The sequence below is a fragment of the Micrococcus lylae genome, assembly GCF_900163825.1.
Lineage (GTDB): Bacteria > Actinomycetota > Actinomycetes > Actinomycetales > Micrococcaceae > Micrococcus > Micrococcus lylae.
In genome coordinates this window covers 1-18204 of the sequence record NZ_FUKP01000045.1, presented here as the reverse complement: position 1 = coordinate 18204, position 18204 = coordinate 1, and the positions used below count along the sequence as shown (strand labels likewise).

Below are 18204 nucleotides of genomic sequence, written 5' to 3'. Positions count from 1 at the left end.
GCCCGCCGTTCCCCCTGACCCCACCGTCCCCGTCCGCTGAAGGAGCACCATGCCGACGAAGACCTCCGGCGGCCTGAGCCCCGTCAAGCGCGGGCTGGACCGCATGTGGGCCGCCCTCGAGGGCCGTCGCATGCTCGACATGACGGTCCTGATGATCGCGGGCAGCACCGCGGTGCTGACCGTGCTGGGCCTGGTGATGGTGCTGTCCTCGTCCTCGGTCGAGGCGATCGGCTCCGGGGGCTCGTACTCCCTGTTCCTGCGCCAGGCGCTCTGGGCGTGCGTGGGCATGGTGATGCTGACCGCCGCGACCTTCACCCCGGTGCCCTGGATCCGGCGGATGGCCTGGCCTGCGCTGGCCGTGTCCGTGGTCCTGCTCGGCCTGGTCGCGTTCACGCCGCTGGGCGTGAACGTCGGCGGCAACACGAACTGGCTGCGCATCGGCTCGTTCACGGCGCAGCCGTCCGAGCTCGCGAAGCTCTCCCTGGCCCTGTGGGGGGGCGCCGTGATCGCGCGCAAGGGGCGCCTGGTGAACCAGGTCAAGCATGCCCTCGTGCCCGTGGTGTTCCCCGGCGGCGTGCTCGTCCTCGGCCTGATCATGTGGGGCAGGGACCTGGGCACCGCGATCATCGTCGCGCTCGTGCTCGCCGCCGTGCTCTGGGTCGGCGGGGCCCACCGCATCGTGTTCATGGTCACCGCGGGGATGGTCGCCCTCCTGACGATCGGCCTGACGCTGTTCGCCTCCCACCGCATGCTCCGCGTCCAGGCCTGGCTCGGCGTCGAGGCCGCGTGCGATGACCCCTCGGACCCCTGCTTCCAGCCCGCCCACGGCCTCTATGCGCTGGCCTCCGGCGGCTGGTGGGGCGTCGGCCTGGGCCAGTCCCGCCAGAAGTGGAGCTACATCCCGGAGGCGGAGAACGACTTCATCTTCACCATCCTCGGCGAGGAGCTCGGGCTGCTCGGCACCCTGCTCGTGATCGGCCTGTTCGCGATCCTCGCCCTGGGCATGTACCGGGTGGCCGCCCAGACGCGCTCGACCTTCATCCGCGTGGCCACGTGGGGCATCATCACCTGGTTCGTGGGCCAGACCTTCCTCAACGCCGGCATGGTGTCCGGCCTGCTGCCGGTGGTGGGTGTCCCGCTGCCGTTCATCTCGTACGGCGGCTCCGCGCTGACCCTGGCCATGACGGCTGTGGGCGTCGTGCTGTCCTTCGCACGCCATGAGCGTCGCCTGGCACACCTGGCGGCCCAACAGGCCCACGCCGCCTCGTTCAGACCGATCGATCCGACGCCCGCTCCCCAGACCCAGGAGGCCTGATCATGACCGTCCCCTCCACCGAACGACCTCTGCGCGTGGTCCTGGCCGGCGGCGGCACCGGCGGGCACATCTCCCCGATGCTGTCGATCGCCCGCGCCCTCCAGGAGCCGCAGCCGGGCCCGGACGGCACCGTCCCGGTGCCGGCGGTCTGCACCATGGTCGGCACGGAGTCCGGCATGGAGACCCGTCTGGTCCCCGACGCCGGCTTCGAGCTCGACACGATCGGGCGCGTCCCCTTCCCGCGCCGTCCCTCGATGGACGTGCTGCGGTTCCCCGGCCGGTTCCGTGCCGCGATCGACCAGGCGAAGGCCATCCTGCGCCGCCGGGAGGCCGACGTCGTGGTCGGCGTGGGCGGCTATGTGTCGACTCCCATGTACCGGGCGGCGAAGTCCCTCGGCATCCCCACGGTGGTGCACGAGGCGAACGCGCGGCCGGGAATGGCCAATCGCTGGGGCGCCCGTTCCGCCGCCCGGGTCGCCGTGGCGCTCAAGGGGACCCCGCTGAAGGGCTCCGAGTGGGTCGGAATGCCGATGCGTCAGGAGGTGTCGTCCCTGGACCGGGCCGAGGCCCGGGGCGCAGCCGCCGCCGAGCTCGGCCTGGACCCCGAGCGCACCACCGTCGTCGTCACCGGCGGCAGCTCCGGCGCGCTGTCCGTGAACCGCACCGTCCAGGGCGCCCTGGACGACCTGCTGGGCGCCGGTGTGCAGGTGCTGCACCTGACCGGACGCGGCAAGGAGGTCACCGACTCCGCCGGGCAGCGCGTGGTCCGTGACGGCTACCACCAGCGCGAGTACCTCGACCGCATGGAGCAGGCCTATGCCGTGGCCGACCTCATCGTCGCCCGGTCCGGTGCCGGCACCGTCTGCGAGGTCTGCGCCGTGGGGCTGCCCGCCGTCTTCGTCCCGCTGCCGATCGGCAACGGCGAACAGGCCCTCAACGCCGAGCAGGTCGTCGCCGACGGGGGAGCCCTGCTCGTCCGTGACGACGCCTTCAGCCCCGAGTGGGTCCGCCGCGAGCTCATCCCGCTGGCGACCTCGCCCGAGCGCCTGTCCGCCATGGCCGCCGCCTCCGCCGCCCACGGTGTGCGGGACGCCGACCAGAAGATGGCCCGACTGACCCGGGCCGCCGCCGCCGAAGGAGCACGTCGATGACCGCCGCCACCGCACACCCCGAGGACTTCCCGGCCGAGGGCCGCGTCCACTTCCTGGGCATCGGCGGAGTCGGCGTCTCCGGCGTCGCCCGCATCCTCCAGGACCAGGGCGTGCCCGTGTCCGGCACCGACGCCAAGGACCTGCCGGTGATGCACCAGCTGGCCCAGGGCGGTGCCCGGATCACGGTCGGCTACGCCCCGGAGAACGTCGGCGACGACGTCGCCTGCGTCATCGCCTCCTCGATCGCCGGACCGGGCAATCCCGAGTACGACGCGGCGGCCGCCCGCGGGCTGCCCATGATGCACCGGTCGGAGGGCCTGGCCATGGCCATGCGCGGCCACCGCGTCCTGGCCGTCGCCGGCACCCATGGCAAGACCACCACCTCGTCCATGGCTGCCATGGCCTTCACCGAGGCCGGCTGGAAGCCCACCTTCGCGGTGGGGGCCGCCGTCGCAGGGCTCGGCACGAACGCCGCCCACGGCGAGGGCGACTGGTTCGTGGCCGAGGCCGACGAATCCGACGGCACGCTGGTGAACTACCCGTCCACCGTCGCGATCGTGACCACGGTGGAGGCCGACCACCTGGACCACTACGGCACGGAGGAGGCCGTCCATGAGGTGTTCCGCACCTTCGCCGGACAGCTCCCGGCCGCCGCGGACGGCGGTGCACTGGTGGCCTGTCTCGACGACGACGGCGCCGCCGCCCTGGCCGCCTGGGCCCGGGACGAGGCCCGCTGCCGGGTGGTGACCTACGGCACCGCCGAGCGCGATGGCGTCCGTCCCGACCTGCTCGTCGCCGAGACCCTCGTGGACGCACGGGAGTCGGGCGTGGGCCAGCGCGTGCGCTACGAGCTCGCCGACGGCACTGCGGTGTCCGTGCGCCTGCAGGTGCCGGGCACCCACAACGCGCTCAACGCCGCGGCCGTCCTCCTGGCCGCCGTGCAGGCGGGCATGGAGCCGGAGGCCGCGGCCGCGGGCCTGGAGGCCTTCCGCGGCACGGCGCGCCGCTTCGAATTCCGCGGCGCAGGCCGCGGCGTACGCGTCTTCGACGACTACGCCCACCATCCGACCGAGGTGGCGGCCGCCGTCTCCGCCGGTCGGGCGGTGGCCGGCACGGGCCGGGTGCACGTGCTGTTCCAGCCGCACCTGTTCTCCCGCACCCATGACTTCGCCGCAGAGTTCGCCCAGGCGCTCTCGACGGCCGACCGCGTGCGTGTGCTCGAGGTCTACGCCGCGCGCGAGGAGCCGATGGAGGGGGTGGACTCCAGCCTGATCTCCTCCCGCCTCACCACGCCGGACGAGACCGACCGTGCGGTCGCCGCCGACCCTGAGCGGGCTGTCGCCGACCTCGTGGCGGGGGCCGAGCCGGGCGACGTCGTGATCACCATGGGCGCCGGAGACGTGACTGCGCTGGGGCCGACCATCGTCGCCGCGCTGTCGGACGACGCCACGGCCGCGCAGTGAGGATGCCACGGCTGCGACGCCGCGGCGACACCGCGGCGACACGGCGCCGGGACTCCTCGTCCCAGCCTGTGGGCCAGAACGTCGTCGCGTTCCCGGAGCCTGCACGCAGGCCCCGCCGCTGGCTGCGGTGGACGATGGCCGCGTTCGCCCTGGTCGCGCTGGTGGCCGGCGCCCTGGTGCTCTACTTCTCGCCGGTGCTGGCCGTGGACCGCGTGGAGGTCGACGGCACCCGTCTCGTGGACCGCGCCGACGTCGAAGAGCGTCTCCGGCCCCTTCACGGCGTTCCGCTGCCGCAGGTCGGCCGAGGACGCGTCCAGGACCTCGCCGGCGACCTGCCCGGGGTCGAGTCGTTGGACATGATCGCAGCCCCGCCCACGGGCCTCCAGGTGACCGTGCACGAGCGCCGTCCGGTGGCGGCCCACGTCTCCGACGGCACCGCCCGTGTGCTGATGGACGACGGGGCCGTGCTGTCGGGTGTCGATCCACGGGTGTTCGAGGGCGAGACGCCCGTGCCGGTCGCCCCGGGGGTGCTGCACGCCGACGAGCGCACCCGTGCCGCCGTGGCGGCCGTCGTCGACGCGCTGCCGTCCGCCCTGCGCGAGCGGGTGGAGGAGGTCCGCGCCGCCGGTCCGGACTCCGTCGAGCTGCGCCTGGAGGACGGCCCGTCCGTCCAGTGGGGTGGCACGGACCAGCCCCGGGTCAAGGCCGCCGTGGTGGAATCGCTTCTCGGGCAGGGCGAGGAGTCCCGGGCGGGTGTCGAGGAGCTCGACGTCTCCGTCCCGGACCGCCCGGTCACCCGGTGACGAGGTCGCCGCAACCTCACAGCATTCAACGCGAAGGTGAAGGTGAAGGCGATGGGTGCGGCCAGATCGCGCCCCTCGGGCGTCGCGCGGAGAGCGCGTGTGGTTCAAGCATCGCGTGAAGGTTGAGATCTATGGCGAGAAATCAGCGTCCATGCGGGCCTGGGCGCTTTGCGCGGCGGTCCGCCGTGACGCTACCGTTGCCCTGAACGTTGGGTGTCGCCGCGTTCTCCTCCGCGCCTCCGGGCAGCCTTCAACCCCGTGTTGAGGGTCCGGGGATGGGAGGGCGGCGCGGCGGCATCCGCCCGACTCGGTCGCCCATGGCCCCGCGTCGGCACCGGCTCACATCGAGACTGAAGACAAGGGAACTGAACACCGTGGCTGCACCCCAGAACTACCTGGCCGTCATCAAGGTCGTCGGCATCGGCGGCGGCGGCGTGAACGCCGTCAACCGCATGATCGAGGTCGGCCTGCGCGGCGTCGAATTCATCGCGATCAACACTGACGCGCAGGCTCTGCTGATGTCGGACGCCGACGTCAAGCTCGACGTGGGCCGCGAGCTCACGCGCGGCCTCGGCGCCGGCGCGAACCCCGAGGTCGGCCGTCAGGCCGCCGAGGACCACGCCGAGGAGATCGAGGAGGTCCTCCGCGGTGCGGACATGGTCTTCGTGACCGCCGGCGAGGGCGGCGGCACCGGCACCGGCGGCGCCCCGGTCGTGGCCCGCATCGCCCGTTCCCTGGGCGCCCTGACCATCGGCGTCGTCACCCGCCCGTTCACCTTCGAGGGCCGTCGCCGCGCCGACTCCGCCGAGAACGGCATCGACGCCCTGCGCGACGAGGTCGACACCCTCATCGTCATCCCGAACGACCGCCTGCTCTCCATCTCGGACCGCAACGTCTCCGTCATGGACGCCTTCCGCCAGGCCGACCAGGTGCTCCTGTCCGGCGTGCAGGGCATTACCGACCTGATCACCACCCCGGGCCTGATCAACCTGGACTTCGCCGACGTGAAGTCCGTGATGCAGGGTGCCGGGTCGGCGCTCATGGGCATCGGCCACGCCCAGGGCGAGGACCGCGCCGTCAAGGCCGCCGAGCTGGCCATCGCCTCCCCGCTGCTGGAGGCCTCCATCGACGGTGCCCACGGCGTGCTGCTCTCCATCCAGGGCGGTTCGGACCTGGGCCTGTTCGAGATCAACGAGGCCGCCCGCCTCGTCCAGGAGGTCGCGCACCCGGAGGCCAAGATCATCTTCGGCACCGTCATCGACGACGCCCTGGGCGACGAGGTGCGCGTCACCGTCATCGCCGCGGGCTTCGACAAGGTGGACGTCACCTCCGCCCCCACCTCCTACGGCTCCGGTCAGCAGCCCGTTCCGGGCCAGTCCGCTGCCGGCCAGCAGGGCTCCGCGCAGTCCGGAGGCCAGCAGGGTGGCCAGGGCGGCCAGCAGTCCGAGCAGCAGTCCCGCCCGTCCGTGCCGGGCACCATGCCCCTGAACCAGGGCTCGCAGGGCGGCGTCGCGGGTGCGTCGCAGTTCGGCGGCCAGGCCCCGTCCCACGCTCAGCAGGACGGCGGCCGGCAGTCGCAGCAGCAGGCCCCGCGCCGTGCGCAGGAGGACCTGCCGACCGTCGTGGAGCCGGACCTCGGCTCCGGCGGCTCGGACCTGGACGTGCCGGACTTCCTGAAGTGATCTGACACGTGCTCGACCACTCGCCCGGGTCGGGGGACGCCGCCGCGTCCTCCGACCCGTTCGTGTTCCATGAGGTGACCGACGCCGGCGGACGCGCGGTCCACGTGGCCTTCACCTCGGTGCAGGCCGGCAACCTGGCCTTCCACGTCCTTCCGGACGGCTCCGGCCACCAGCGCGAGCGGGCCCGCGAGGGCGTCGCGGCGGCCCGCACCCGACTCGAGGAGCGGATGGGCGTGGACGCCGGGTCGACGGCCTTCGTGGACCAGATCCACTCGGCCGACGTCGTGGACGCCGACGGCGCAGGCTGGGGCGACGGCCCTGTCCGGGTCGGCGACGCCATCGTCTCCGCCGGCGGCTCCCAGGCCCTGGCGATCATGGTGGCCGACTGCCTCCCCGTGGTGTTCGTCGACCCCGTCACCGGGGCCACGGCCGTCGCCCACGCAGGACGGCGAGGTCTTCTGGACGGCGTCCTGCATAACACCCTCGACCGGCTGGCGGCGCTGCGCCCGGCCGACGCGGGTGCGGGCGAGCCGGTGCGCGCCTGGATCGGCCCGGGCGTCTGCGGCGCCTGCTATGAGGTGCCGGAGCAGATGCGGGCGGAGTCCGCGACGGTGCTCCCGGTGGCCTCCGCCACCACATCCTGGGGAACGCCCTCCCTGGACCTGCCCGCCGGTGCTGAGGCCGTGCTGGCCGCCCGCGGCGTGGACGTGCACCGCGTGCAGCTGTGCACCGTGGAGGACGAACGCCTCTTCTCCCATCGTCGCGCCCCCGGGCGCGGCCGCTTCGCCGGACTCGTCTGGAGGACCCCGTGACCGAGCAGCACCCCGCCGCCGACCGCTCCGCAGAGATCGCGGCCGGCCTGGAGCACGTCCATGGTCGGATCGAGGCGGCGTGCGCCGCCGCAGGCCGTACGGACCGGCCCCGTCTGATCGTGGTGACCAAGACGCATCCGGCCGAGGACGTCCTCTCCCTCGCCCGCCTGGGCGTCACGGACGTGGGGGAGAACCGGGACCAGGAGGCCCGCCCCAAGGCCGAGGCGACCGCCGGGCTCTGCGCGGAGGCCTCGGTCACCGCGCCGGCCTGGCACTTCATCGGTCAGCTCCAGTCCAACAAGGCCAAGCACGTCATCCGCTACGCCGCGGCCGTGCACTCGGTGGACCGCGAGTCCCTCGTCGACGCCCTCGCCCGGGCGATGCAGGTGCGCGCCGAGCGTGCGGCGTCGGGCGAGGTGCCTGCCCGCGAGGACCTCGACTGCCTCATCCAGGTGGACGTGGACCCGCGTGAGCCCGAGGACCGTCCGACCGACGGCATCGGCGGCCGCGGCGGGGCGGCACCCGAGGACGTCCCCGCGCTGGCGGCCCGCATCGCCGCCGCGCCGCGGCTGCGCCTGCGCGGCCTGATGTGCGTCGCCCCGCGCGGGATCGACCCGGCGGAGTCGTTCGCACGCGCGGCAGACCTGTCCGCACGGCTGCGCGACGGGCACCCCGAGGCGGACCGGCTCTCCATGGGCATGACCGCCGACCTCGAGGAGGCGGTCGCCGCCGGGGCGACACACCTGCGCATCGGCTCGGACATCCTCGGACGCCGTGCGCACCTGGGATAGCGTTGATGTGACAGCGCGTCGACCGCGCCGACCCCGGATCCCGGGTGTCGGACCTCGACGTCACCGACCGAATGGCCACGGCGGCGCGGCCCCTCTCCGCTGCGAGCCGCCCCTCCCCGAAGGAACTGACGCATGTCCGGTGCCCTGAAGAAGACGATGATCTACCTCGGCCTGGCCGACGGTGAGGACTACGACGAGATCCCGCGCCAGGAATCCCGTGAGCGCCGGCCGGCCGCCGCCGAGGACCGTCCGGCCGCGGCGGCCTCCAGTCCGGCCGAGCACGAGCAGCGTGCCGCCGCAGAGCCGGCCTCCGCCGCTGCGGCCCCGGCCGAGCGCGAGCAGCGCCCCGCCCGCGCCGAGGGCTCCCGTCCGGCCGCCTCGGACCAGACCTCGCGCCCGTCCCGCGCGGAGAGCTCCGAGCAGGAGTACCGTGCCCCCGTCACCCCGATCAAGCGTGCCGCCGCGTCGGCCAGCGAAGGAGCCCCCGTGCGAACCCTGACCACCGTGCACCCGCGGTCCTACAACGACGCCAAGTCGATCGGCGAGGCGTTCCGCTCCGGCATGCCGGTGATCATGAACGTGACCGAGCTGGGGGACAACGAGGCCAAGCGCCTCGTGGACTTCTCCGCCGGCCTCGTCTTCGGCCTGCACGGCTCGATCTCCCGCATCACCAACAAGGTCTTCCTGCTGACCCCGTCGACCGTCGAGGTCATGGGAGACGAGAACCAGGACGGCGGCGAGCACGCCGCCCTGTTCACCGAGGACTGATCGCTCGCGATGGCGCTGCTGCTCGCCTGCCTGTACATCCTGCTCACGGTCTTCCAGGCCGTGCTGATCGTCCGGATCGTCTTCGACGTCGTGACGTCGTTCGTCCCGCACTGGCGTCCCTCGGGGATCGTGCTGGTGGTGGCGAGCGCGATCTACGGTGTCACCGACCGACCGCTGCGCGCGATCCGGCAGAAGCTGCCGCCGCTGAACCTCGGCGGCGTCCAGCTGGACTTGGCGTTCCTCGTCCTGTTCATCGCCGTGGTGATCCTGAAGCTTCTCGTCCGCGCCCTGGTCTGACCCGCCGTCTCCGGCGGCGTCCGTGTCAGCCCCGGTGATAGCCTGACGGAGGCCTCCGGACCGCGGCTGCGGACCGCACCGGACCGCCATGTCCGCCGCCTTCGGACCCCAGCGCCGGGGTCTGCCCCCGACCCTGGAGGAGTGCCCCGATGTCGCTGTTGAGGGAGGACCTCGTCACCGAGCGGTTCCGTCGGACCCCACTCACGCAGGGCCGCGCCGTCGAGCAGGCTGAGCGGTGACCTCCACGGCCGTCGTCCGCCCCCGCCGCCGCACGCTCCTCGCGGCGGCGGTGCTCGTTGTCGCCTACCTACTGGACCAGGGCACCAAGTACTGGGTCGAACAGTCCATGACGCTCGGCCAGACCATCGACGTGATCCCGGGCCTGCTGCACTGGCACTACATCCTGAACCCGGGCGCCGCCTTCTCGATCGGCGAGGACATGACCTGGGTCTTCACCGTGATCCAGTCGGTCGTCGCCGTGGTCGCGCTGGTGCTGATCCTGCGCGTGCGCTCCCTGCCCTGGGCCCTGGCGCTCGGCGGCCTGGCCGGCGGAGTCCTCGGGAACCTCACCGACCGCCTGTTCCGGCCGCCGTCGTTCGGCCAGGGCCATGTGGTGGACATGATCTGGGTGCCGAACTTCGCCGTCTTCAACGTCGCAGACTCGTTCATCTGCTGCGCCATGGTCGCCGTGTGCCTCCTGGTCTTCCTGGGCCGCCGGGTGGACGGTGCCCACGACGACGGGCGGCGGAGCTGAGCATGGGCATGCACCCCGGACGCACGGAGACGCTCGAGGTGACGGACGAGCACGCGGGGCGACGGGCCGACGTCGTGCTCTCGGAGGCCTTCGGGGTCTCCCGCTCACAGCTGGCCGACTGGTTCTCCCGCGGGCTGGTCCGCGCCGAGACCCGCAACGGCCGACGCGACCGCACCCTGAGCAAGTCCGCGAAGGCCGTGCCGGGGGAACGGCTCGTGGTGGACGTGCCGGACGACGGCGACCCGCTGGAAGTGAGGATCGAACCCGTGGACGAGATGCGCATCCTGTTCGAGGACGAGCACATGGTGGCGGTGGACAAGCCCACGGGCGTGGCCGCCCACCCCTCGCCCGGCTGGGTCGGGCCCACGGTGGTCGGCGGCCTGGCCGCGCTGGGCTACCGGATCTCGACCTCGGGAGCCCCGGAACGCCAGGGCATCGTACACCGGCTCGACGTCGGCACCACCGGCGTGATGGTGGTGGCGAAGACGGAGCAGGCGTACACGGCGCTCAAGGACCAGTTCCGCGACCGGGTGCCGACCAAGGTGTACCACGCCGTCGTGCAGGGCCTGCCGGAGCCGCTGTCCGGGACGATCGACGCGCCGATCGGCCGGCACCCCGGCCACGAGTGGAAGTTCACCGTGATCGACGGCGGCCGGGCCTCGGTGACCCACTACGAGACGCTCGAGGCGTTCGGTCCGGCCACCCTTGTGGAGGTGCACCTGGAGACCGGACGCACCCACCAGATCCGCGTGCACTTCTCCGCGCTGCGCCATCCGTGCGTGGGCGACCTGACCTACGGGGCGAACCCGAAGCTCGCCGCCGAGCTGGGGCTGACGCGGCAGTGGCTGCACGCCCATCGGCTCGAGCTGCCGCATCCGGTCACGGGGGAGTCCGTGACGATCGTCTCGCCGTACCCGGACGACCTCGACCACGCCCTGGCCGCCCTGCGCGGGGAGGCCTGAGCGCAGTAGGCTGGAGCCTCGCCGCCCAGCCCCCGCCGTCGGCCGGACACCGTCCGACCCGTCGGCCGAACCACCCCGGCGCCCCGGTCCCCTCCGGTGCGCCCCGTGCCCAGGAGGAAGTGCGCACCGATGTCCGCGACCGCCGAGACCGCCGCAGAGGCCACGAAGGACGGTGGCTTCGTCCACCTGCACACCCACACCGAGTACTCGATGCTGGACGGCGCCGCGAAGCTCGACGAGCTCTTCGCCGAGGCCAACCGCCTGGGCATGGACTCACTGGCGATCACGGACCACGGGTACCTCTTCGGCGCCTTCGACTTCTGGAACAAGGCCAAGCAGGCCGGTGTGAAGCCGATCATCGGCCTCGAGGCCTACCTGACACCGGGGAACCAGCACCGCACGGACAAGGAGAAGACCCGCTGGGGCGAGCCCCACCAGCGCGGGGACGACGTCTCCGGCGGCGGCGCGTACACGCACATGACCCTGCTGTCCGAGGACAACACGGGCATGCACAACCTGTTCAAGATGGGCTCGATCGCCTCGCTGGACTCCGTGTACGCGAAGTGGCCGCGCATCGACCGGGAGCTGCTCAGCCAGTACTCCAAGGGCATCATCGCCACCACCGGCTGCCCCTCGGGCGAGGTGCAGACCCGCCTGCGCCTGGGGCAGTACCGTGAGGCGCTGCAGGCAGCCTCGGACTTCCGGGACATCTTCGGCAAGGACAACTTCTACTGCGAGGTCATGCACCACGGCCTCGACATCGAGCGCCGCGTCATGACGGACCTGCGCCGGCTCGCCAAGGAGCTGGACCTACCGTTCGTGGCCACGAACGACCTGCACTACACCCACGAGCACGACTCGAAGGCCCATGAGGCGCTGCTGGCCATCCAGTCCGGCTCCAAGCTCAACGAGCCGACCTATGACCAGGGCGGCTCCCGCTTCGCGTTCTCCGGCACCGAGTACTACCTGAAGTCCCCGCGGCAGATGCGGGACCTGTTCAAGGAGCTTCCGGAGGCCTGCGACAACACCCTGGTGATCGCCGAGCGGTGCGAGGTCTCCTTCGACACGGACGCGAACTACATGCCGCTGTTCCCCACCCCGGACGGGGAGGACGAGACCAGCTGGCTGATCAAGGAGGTCGCCGCCGGCCTCGACTACCGCTACCCGGACGGCGTGCCGGACCACGTCCGCAAGCAGGCGGACTACGAGCTGGACGTCATCATCTCGATGGGCTTCCCCGGCTACTTCCTGGTGGTGGCGGACTTCATCAACTGGGCCAAGGACCACGGCATCCGCGTGGGCCCCGGCCGCGGCTCCGGCGCGGGCTCGATGGTCGCGTACGCGCTGCGCATCACGGACCTGGACCCGCTCAAGCACGGCCTGATCTTCGAGCGCTTCCTCAACCCGGACCGTGTGTCCATGCCGGACTTCGACGTCGACTTCGACGATCGCCGCCGCTCCGAGGTGATCGACTACGTCACCCGCAAGTACGGGGACGAGCGCGTCACCATGATCGTCACCTACGGCACCATCAAGACGAAGCAGGCGCTCAAGGACTCCGCCCGCGTGATGGACCAGCCGTTCTCCATGGGCGAGGCCCTCACCAAGGCGCTGCCGCCGGCGGTGATGGCCAAGGACATCCCGCTGAAGGACATCGAGGACCCGGAGGCCAAGCGCTACGCGGAGGCCAGTGACTTCCGCGAGCTGATCGCCACGGACCCGGTGGCCAAGGAGGTCTTCGAGACGGCGAAGGGCCTGGAGGGCCTGAAGCGGCAGTGGGGCGTGCACGCCGCGGGCGTCATCATGTCCTCGCACCCGGTGATCGACGTCATCCCGATCATGCGCCGGCTGCAGGACGGCCAGGTCATCACCCAGTTCGACTACCCCACCGCGGAGGGGCTCGGACTGATCAAGATGGACTTCCTGGGCCTGCGCAACCTCACGATCATCTCGGACGCGATCGAGAACGTGAAGGCCAACCAGGGCGTGGACCTGGACCTGGAGACCCTCGACGTGGACGACCGGGCGTCCTACGAGCTGCTCGCCCGCGGCGACACCCTCGGCGTGTTCCAGCTCGACGGCGGGCCCATGCGCTCGCTGCTGAAGATGATGCGGCCGGACAACTTCGAGGACATCTCGGCGACCATCGCGCTGTACCGTCCGGGCCCGATGGGAGCGAATTCGCACACCAACTACGCGCTGCGCAAGAACGGGCTCCAGGAGATCACCCCGATCCACCCGGAGCTGGAGGAGCCGCTCAAGGACATCCTGGACACGACCTACGGCCTGATCGTGTACCAGGAGCAGGTCATGGCGATCGCGCAGAAGGTCGCCGGCTACTCGCTCGGACAGGCGGACATCCTCCGCCGTGCGATGGGCAAGAAGAAGAAGGCCGAGCTGGACAAGCAGTACGAGGCCTTCCACGGCGGCATGATCGACCGCGGCTTCTCGGAGGCCGCCGTCAAGGCGCTGTGGGACATCCTGCTGCCGTTCTCGGACTACGCGTTCAACAAGGCGCATTCGGCCGCGTACGGGCTGGTGTCCTACTGGACCGCGTACCTGAAGGCCCACTATCCGGCGGAGTACATGGCCGCGCTGCTCACCTCGGTGGGGGATGACAAGGACAAGCTGGCGATGTACCTCAACGAGTGCCGCCACATGGGCATCACGGTGCTGCCGCCGGACGTCAACGAGTCCTTCCAGAACTTCACCCCGGTCGGCAACGACATCCGCTTCGGCATGGGCGCGGTCCGCAACGTCGGTGCGAACGTCGTGCGCGGCATGGTCCAGAGCCGTGAGGAGAAGGGCAACTACACGTCCTTCGGCGACTTCCTGGCGAAGGTGCCGCTGGTGGTCTGCAACAAGCGGACCATCGAGTCCATGATCAAGGCCGGCGCCTTCGACTCCCTCGGCTACGCCCGCCGCGCGCTGCTCGCCGTCCACGAAGAGGCCGTGGACGCCACCGTGCAGCAGAAGCGCAAGGAGGACCACGGCGAGTTCACGTTCGACATCTTCGCGCTCGGCGGCGGGCAGGACACGGAGGAGGAGAAGTCCGACTCCGTGGTGGTCCCGGACCTGCCGGAGTGGCCGAAGAAGGACAAGCTCACCTTCGAACGCGAGATGCTCGGCCTCTACGTCTCGGACCATCCGCTGCAGGGGCTGGACGGCGTCCTCAACCAGTTCGCGGACACGCAGATCACCCGCGTGCTGGACGACGACGGTCCGGCCGACGGCCAGTCCGTGACGATCGCGGGCCTGATCACGACGCTCGAGCGGCGCATCGCGAAGTCCTCCGGCAACGCCTATGCCCGGTGCGAGATCGAGGACCTCGGCGGCTCGATGGACGTGATGTTCTTCGGCCAGGTCTACGCCCCGATCGCGATGATGTTGGCGGAGGACCTGGTGGTGGCGGTCAAGGGCCGCGTGCAGCGCCGGGACGACGGCTCCGTGGTCCTCTCCGCCCAGGAGCTGACCATCCCGGAGCTGAAGGACACGGACGGCGGGCCGGTGACCATCACCATCCCGGCGTTCCGTGCCACGGAGGAACTGATGGGCCAGCTCGCGGACACCCTCCGCAACCACGACGGCTCCACGGAGGTGCGCCTGCACCTGTCCGGCCAGCGGTCCACGGAGGTCTACCAGCTGGGCCCGCAGTTCCGGGTGAACCCGAACCCGGCGCTGTTCGGCGACCTCAAGGTGCTGCTCGGCTCCCACTGCCTGGGCTGAGCGCGCGGTACGCTCACCACAGACGCCCCCGCGTGATCGGAAGGAGCAGACGTGCACTGTCCGTACTGCCGGCATGAGGCCTCCCGTGTGGTGGACTCGCGCTCGTTGGACGACGGCTCGGCGATCCGCCGGCGCCGCCAGTGCCAGGACTGCGGCAAGCGGTTCACCACCATGGAGACCACGTCGCTGACCGTGGTGAAGCGCTCCGGCGTGGCCGAGCCCTTCGACCGCTCCAAGGTGATCAACGGCGTGCGCAAGGCCTGCCAGGGTCGCCCCGTGAGCGCGGACGACCTGGCGATGCTGGCACAGGAGGTCGAGGAGTCGATCCGCGCCACCGGCCATGCGGAGGTGGACGCGCATGACGTCGGCCTGGCGATCCTGGACCCGCTGCGCCGGCTGGACAAGGTGGCGTATCTGCGGTTCGCGTCCGTCTACCAGGACTTCGAGTCGCTGCAGGACTTCGAGACCGCGATCGCGGACCTGCGGGAGATGGGGGACGAACGTCGTTCTCCGGCTTTACAACCACGGCTGTTCACCCGGTAGAGTGGTGCCCGGTTCCGGCAGTGCCGGGACCACGAGTCTGCCGAGGGCGGTTCCGGAGGGGAAGCCGGAACCGCCCTCGGTGCATTCCGGGTCCGTCGGCCCCGCGCGTGCAGAGGCAACGAGGTCCCGACGACGGCCGCTCGCCGTCCGTCGGGACCTCGCCTCGTCTGGGGGTCGGGTCAGGCCTGGGGTGCGTCGAAGCCGGGGATGTCGTCGATCATCGACAGGTCCGCGTGCGGTCCCCACAGGGGACGACCCGAGCGCCCCTGGTGCATGTCCTCGAACAGGCGCGCCTCCGCCTTGGTCCACTCGTTGCCGAGGAACAGGTCGTGGTCTTCACGGTAGAAGTGCGGTGCGCCGGGAGTGCGGGTGATCTCTCCGAGCACCGGCCCGTCGGGCGTCTCGTACATGTCGACGCGGCACAGCGGCATCGGCAGGGACAGGGAGAGCCGCACGGCGACGGCCAGCATCTGGTCGAGCTGCTCGGGGACCGGGATGTCCTCGGAGTGCTGGCCCCACAGCGCCACCTTGCCCAGGCTGACGCCCTTGTCGTCCACATAGCGCGTGGTGGTGACCGGGCGGCCGTCGATGATCTGCGGTCGGCGCAGGAGGACGTGCAGGACCTTTCCGTAGGCGACGTAGATCTTCACGTCGTCGGGCAGGCCCTCGCCGTGCAGCGGACGGAGCAGCTGCTCGGCGAAGACGGGGCCGTAGGAGGCACCGGCGGCACGTGCGGCCTGGAAGTGCTCGACGACCTCGGTCGTGGAGAGCGTACGGGGCGGGTCATGGCTGATCCACTCGTAGCGGTCCTCGCCCACTCGGCGCAGCGGCAGGACCGCCTTGCTGGCCGTGCCGCCGTCGGACTTCACGACGAATTCGTCCGGCAGTCGAGACAGGTCGACGTCCTCGGGACGCTCGGCCAGTGCATAGATCGTGGGCAGGGCGACGCCGTGGCTGGCCGCGTAGGCATGGACCCACAGCTTGCGGTTGAGCTCGCCGATGCGCTCCTTCGCAGGGCTGGGATCCTGACGGTAGTGCTTGCCGAGGTCGACCCAGGCGTGGTGGTGGCGCAGGAACGAAGGGGACTTGATGCGCCTCTGCCAGATCGCCACGTGGTTGCGCAGCCGCCTCACCTCCTTGCGGGCCGCGTCGCGCTCCGCGACGGCGTCGGCCAGCTGCGCCTGTGCCTCCGCCAGCGTGCCCTCGTGCTGCGCGGCACGGGCCTGCGCATCGGCCAGCAGTTCCAGCAGCTCCTTCGTGCGGGCCTCGGAACGGCGCAGACGTTCGTCGGCCGATGGGACGGCGGAGGCCGGGGCGTTCGCAGCGGACGTGCCCCGGTAGCGCCGGAGCGCCGACGTCACGGGCGTCGGCACGGTTCGGCGCAGGAGCCGGGACAGGGCCGTGCGAGGACGGGGTGTCATGTCGACTCTCCTGTGACGTCAGTTCGCGTCGGCCGGGTCGTCGTGAGCGGCCAGGGCGGCGCCGACGATGCCCGCGTTGTTCACCAGCTGGGCGGGGACGATGGGGGCGTTCAGCCGCAGCAGCGGCAGGTAGTCGTCCGGGCGCTTGGAGATGCCGCCTCCGACGATGAACAGGTCGGGGGAGAAGATCCGCTCGAGGTGGCCGAAGAAGCGCTGCAGCCGCTCGGCGTACTCGGGCCAGGACAGGTTCTCACGTTCGCGGGCCTTGGCGGAGGCGCGCTGCTCGGCCATGACGCCGTCCAGCTCCATGGTGCCGACCTCGAAGTTCGGGACGAGGCGGCCGTCGTGGATCATGGCGCCGCCGATGCCGGTGCCGAGGGTGATGACCATGACCAGTCCCTGGGCGCCGCGTCCGGCGCCGTAGCGGGCCTCGGCGAGGCCGGCGGCGTCGGCGTCGTTGAGCACACGCACCGGACGCTTGAGGGTCTCGGAGAAGAGACCGGCGATGTCGGTGCCGATCCAGGAGGTGTCGATGTTGTTCGCGGACAGGCAGACGCCGTCGCGGACGATCGAGGGGAAGCAGACGCCCAGGGTCGCGTCGGCCGGGGCGGCCTTCGGGCGGGCGTCGAGCTCCTCGGCGATCGCCGCGAGGGTCTGGGCGACGGAGTCCGGGACGGCGGGCTGCGGGGTCGGGATGCGGAAGCGGTCGCCGCGCAGAGTGCCGGCCTTCTTGCCGGTGCCGAGGCGGACCTGACCGCCCTTGATGCCGGTGCCGCCCACATCGATGCCGACGGCCGTGGGGTACTTGGAGGTGCTCGAAGTGCTCACGGGCGCCAGTCTACGGACAGGCCCGAGGGCTGTCCGCGCACCGGCGCCCGTGGCGCGACTCACACGTGTCAGACGGCGGTGAGGATCTCCGCGCCGTCCTCGGTGACCACGATCGTGTGCTCGAACTGTGCCGTGCGCTTCCGGTCCCGGGTGACCACGGTCCAGCCGTCGTCCCACATGTCCCACTCGTGGGTGCCGAGGGTGATCATCGGCTCGATGGTGAAGACCATGCCGGGAACGAGCAGGGTGTCGTGCAGCGGGGCCGTGTCGTAGTGGGGGATCACGAGGCCGGAGTGGAATTCCACGCCGACGCCGTGGCCGATGAAGTCGCGGACCACGCCGTAGCCGAAGCGCTTGGCGTAGGACTCGATGGCGCGGCCGATGATGTTGACCTGGCGGCCGGGCTTGACGGCACGGATGCCCCGCATCATGGCCTCGTGGGTGCGCTCGACGAGCAGGCGGGACTCCTCGTCCACGTCGCCGACCAGGAAGGTGCGGTTGTGGTCCCCGTGGACGCCGTCGTAGTAGGCGGTGATGTCCAGGTTGAGGATGTCCCCGTCCTCGAGGACGGTCGAGTCCGGGATGCCGTGGCAGATGACCTCGTTCAGGGAGGTGCAGATCGAGCGCGGGAACTCGCGGTAGCCGAGGCAGGACGGGTAGGCGCCGCGCTCGACGAGGTACTGGTGGGCGATCCGGTCGAGCTCGTCCGTGGTGACGCCGGGACGGATGTGGGCGGCGGTGTGCTCCATGGCCTCGGCGGCGAGGCGGCCGGCCTCGCGGATCCGGGCGATGCCGGCGGCGTCGTAGACGTCCGAGGCGTTGCCCTCGTCCGCGGTCTTCTTGCCCACGTACTCGGGGCGCGGGATCGAGGCGGGCACGGGCGGGGCG

At 71.4% G+C, this 18204-nt stretch carries 16 protein-coding genes; 13 read left to right on the top strand and 3 right to left on the bottom strand.

The window, feature by feature from the left end:
- The first annotated feature begins 49 nt into the window (after positions 1 to 49).
- The 13 genes from FM125_RS06720 to nrdR all read left to right on the top strand — a co-directional run bounded on the left by FM125_RS06720 (position 50) and on the right by nrdR (position 15067).
- Entirely contained in the window at positions 50 to 1315 is a 1266-nt protein-coding gene (locus FM125_RS06720; RefSeq protein ID WP_245829862.1) for an FtsW/RodA/SpoVE family cell cycle protein, read from the top strand.
- Between the two features lie 2 nt (positions 1316 to 1317).
- A complete protein-coding gene (gene murG, locus FM125_RS06715; RefSeq protein ID WP_087134065.1) occupies positions 1318 to 2466 on the top strand; it encodes an undecaprenyldiphospho-muramoylpentapeptide beta-N-acetylglucosaminyltransferase in 1149 nt (382 codons plus the stop codon).
- Entirely contained in the window at positions 2463 to 3929 is a 1467-nt protein-coding gene (gene murC / locus FM125_RS06710) for a UDP-N-acetylmuramate--L-alanine ligase (RefSeq protein WP_070639237.1), read from the top strand. The genes murG and murC overlap by 4 nt, the downstream gene beginning before the upstream one ends.
- A gap of 68 nt (positions 3930 to 3997) precedes the next feature.
- A complete protein-coding gene (locus FM125_RS06705; RefSeq protein WP_168165773.1) occupies positions 3998 to 4732 on the top strand; it encodes a cell division protein FtsQ/DivIB in 735 nt (244 codons plus the stop codon).
- Positions 4733 to 5106: 374 nt separating this feature from the next.
- The gene (gene ftsZ / locus FM125_RS06700) at positions 5107 to 6414 is read left to right on the top strand and encodes a cell division protein FtsZ (RefSeq protein ID WP_087134064.1); all 1308 of its coding nucleotides are present in this window, start codon (positions 5107 to 5109) and stop codon (positions 6412 to 6414) included.
- Positions 6415 to 6422: 8 nt separating this feature from the next.
- Entirely contained in the window at positions 6423 to 7226 is an 804-nt protein-coding gene (locus FM125_RS06695; protein ID WP_087134063.1) for a purine nucleoside phosphorylase YfiH/LACC1 family protein, read from the top strand.
- On the top strand, positions 7223 to 8017 hold the full coding sequence (locus FM125_RS06690) for a YggS family pyridoxal phosphate-dependent enzyme (RefSeq protein WP_067188671.1): 795 nt from the start codon (positions 7223 to 7225) through the stop codon (positions 8015 to 8017). Before FM125_RS06695 ends, FM125_RS06690 begins: the two co-directional genes overlap by 4 nt.
- 132 nt (positions 8018 to 8149) lie before the next feature.
- Positions 8150 to 8785, top strand: coding sequence for a cell division protein SepF (locus FM125_RS06685; RefSeq protein WP_070639243.1), 636 nt, complete (start codon positions 8150 to 8152; stop codon positions 8783 to 8785).
- Positions 8786 to 8794: 9 nt separating this feature from the next.
- On the top strand, positions 8795 to 9082 hold the full coding sequence (locus tag FM125_RS06680; protein WP_067188667.1) for a YggT family protein: 288 nt from the start codon (positions 8795 to 8797) through the stop codon (positions 9080 to 9082).
- A gap of 235 nt (positions 9083 to 9317) precedes the next feature.
- A complete protein-coding gene (lspA, locus tag FM125_RS06675; RefSeq protein ID WP_067188665.1) occupies positions 9318 to 9836 on the top strand; it encodes a signal peptidase II in 519 nt (172 codons plus the stop codon).
- Between the two features lie 2 nt (positions 9837 to 9838).
- Positions 9839 to 10798 carry an RluA family pseudouridine synthase gene (locus FM125_RS06670; protein WP_087134062.1) on the top strand — a complete coding sequence of 320 codons (960 nt, stop codon included), beginning with the start codon at positions 9839 to 9841 and terminating at the stop codon, positions 10796 to 10798.
- A gap of 129 nt (positions 10799 to 10927) precedes the next feature.
- Positions 10928 to 14524, top strand: coding sequence for a DNA polymerase III subunit alpha (dnaE, locus tag FM125_RS06665; RefSeq protein WP_087134061.1), 3597 nt, complete (start codon positions 10928 to 10930; stop codon positions 14522 to 14524).
- A 51-nt stretch (positions 14525 to 14575) separates the two neighbouring features.
- Positions 14576 to 15067 carry a transcriptional regulator NrdR gene (nrdR, locus tag FM125_RS06660; RefSeq protein WP_067188660.1) on the top strand — a complete coding sequence of 164 codons (492 nt, stop codon included), beginning with the start codon at positions 14576 to 14578 and terminating at the stop codon, positions 15065 to 15067.
- A 179-nt stretch (positions 15068 to 15246) separates the two neighbouring features.
- Here the strand turns inward: nrdR and FM125_RS06655 are convergent, their stop codons facing one another.
- The 3 genes from FM125_RS06655 to map form a co-directional block, all read right to left on the bottom strand.
- Positions 15247 to 16488 carry an ATP-grasp fold amidoligase family protein gene (locus FM125_RS06655; RefSeq protein WP_087134060.1) on the bottom strand — a complete coding sequence of 414 codons (1242 nt, stop codon included), beginning with the start codon at positions 16486 to 16488 and terminating at the stop codon, positions 15247 to 15249.
- An 18-nt stretch (positions 16489 to 16506) separates the two neighbouring features.
- Positions 16507 to 17316 (bottom strand): polyphosphate--glucose phosphotransferase, encoded by an 810-nt coding sequence (gene ppgK / locus FM125_RS06650; protein WP_087134059.1) that lies wholly within the window; start codon positions 17314 to 17316, stop codon positions 16507 to 16509.
- Between the two features lie 68 nt (positions 17317 to 17384).
- Positions 17385 to 18194 carry a type I methionyl aminopeptidase gene (map, locus tag FM125_RS06645; RefSeq protein ID WP_087134094.1) on the bottom strand — a complete coding sequence of 270 codons (810 nt, stop codon included), beginning with the start codon at positions 18192 to 18194 and terminating at the stop codon, positions 17385 to 17387.
- Positions 18195 to 18204: the final 10 nt, after the last annotated feature.

Bases quoted from the DNA above. Each gene is read 5' to 3' on its own strand.
- FM125_RS06720 (WP_245829862.1), top strand. From the start codon at position 50: ATGCCGACGAAGACCTCCGGCGGCCTGAGCCCCGTCAAGCGCGGGCTG.
- murG (WP_087134065.1), top strand. From the start codon at position 1,318: ATGACCGTCCCCTCCACCGAACGACCTCTGCGCGTGGTCCTGGCCGGC.
- murC (WP_070639237.1), top strand. From the start codon at position 2,463: ATGACCGCCGCCACCGCACACCCCGAGGACTTCCCGGCCGAGGGCCGC.
- FM125_RS06685 (WP_070639243.1), top strand. From the start codon at position 8,150: ATGTCCGGTGCCCTGAAGAAGACGATGATCTACCTCGGCCTGGCCGAC.
- FM125_RS06680 (WP_067188667.1), top strand. From the start codon at position 8,795: ATGGCGCTGCTGCTCGCCTGCCTGTACATCCTGCTCACGGTCTTCCAG.
- FM125_RS06670 (WP_087134062.1), top strand. From the start codon at position 9,839: ATGGGCATGCACCCCGGACGCACGGAGACGCTCGAGGTGACGGACGAG.
- dnaE (WP_087134061.1), top strand. From the start codon at position 10,928: ATGTCCGCGACCGCCGAGACCGCCGCAGAGGCCACGAAGGACGGTGGC.
- FM125_RS06655 (WP_087134060.1), bottom strand. From the start codon at position 16,488: ATGACACCCCGTCCTCGCACGGCCCTGTCCCGGCTCCTGCGCCGAACC.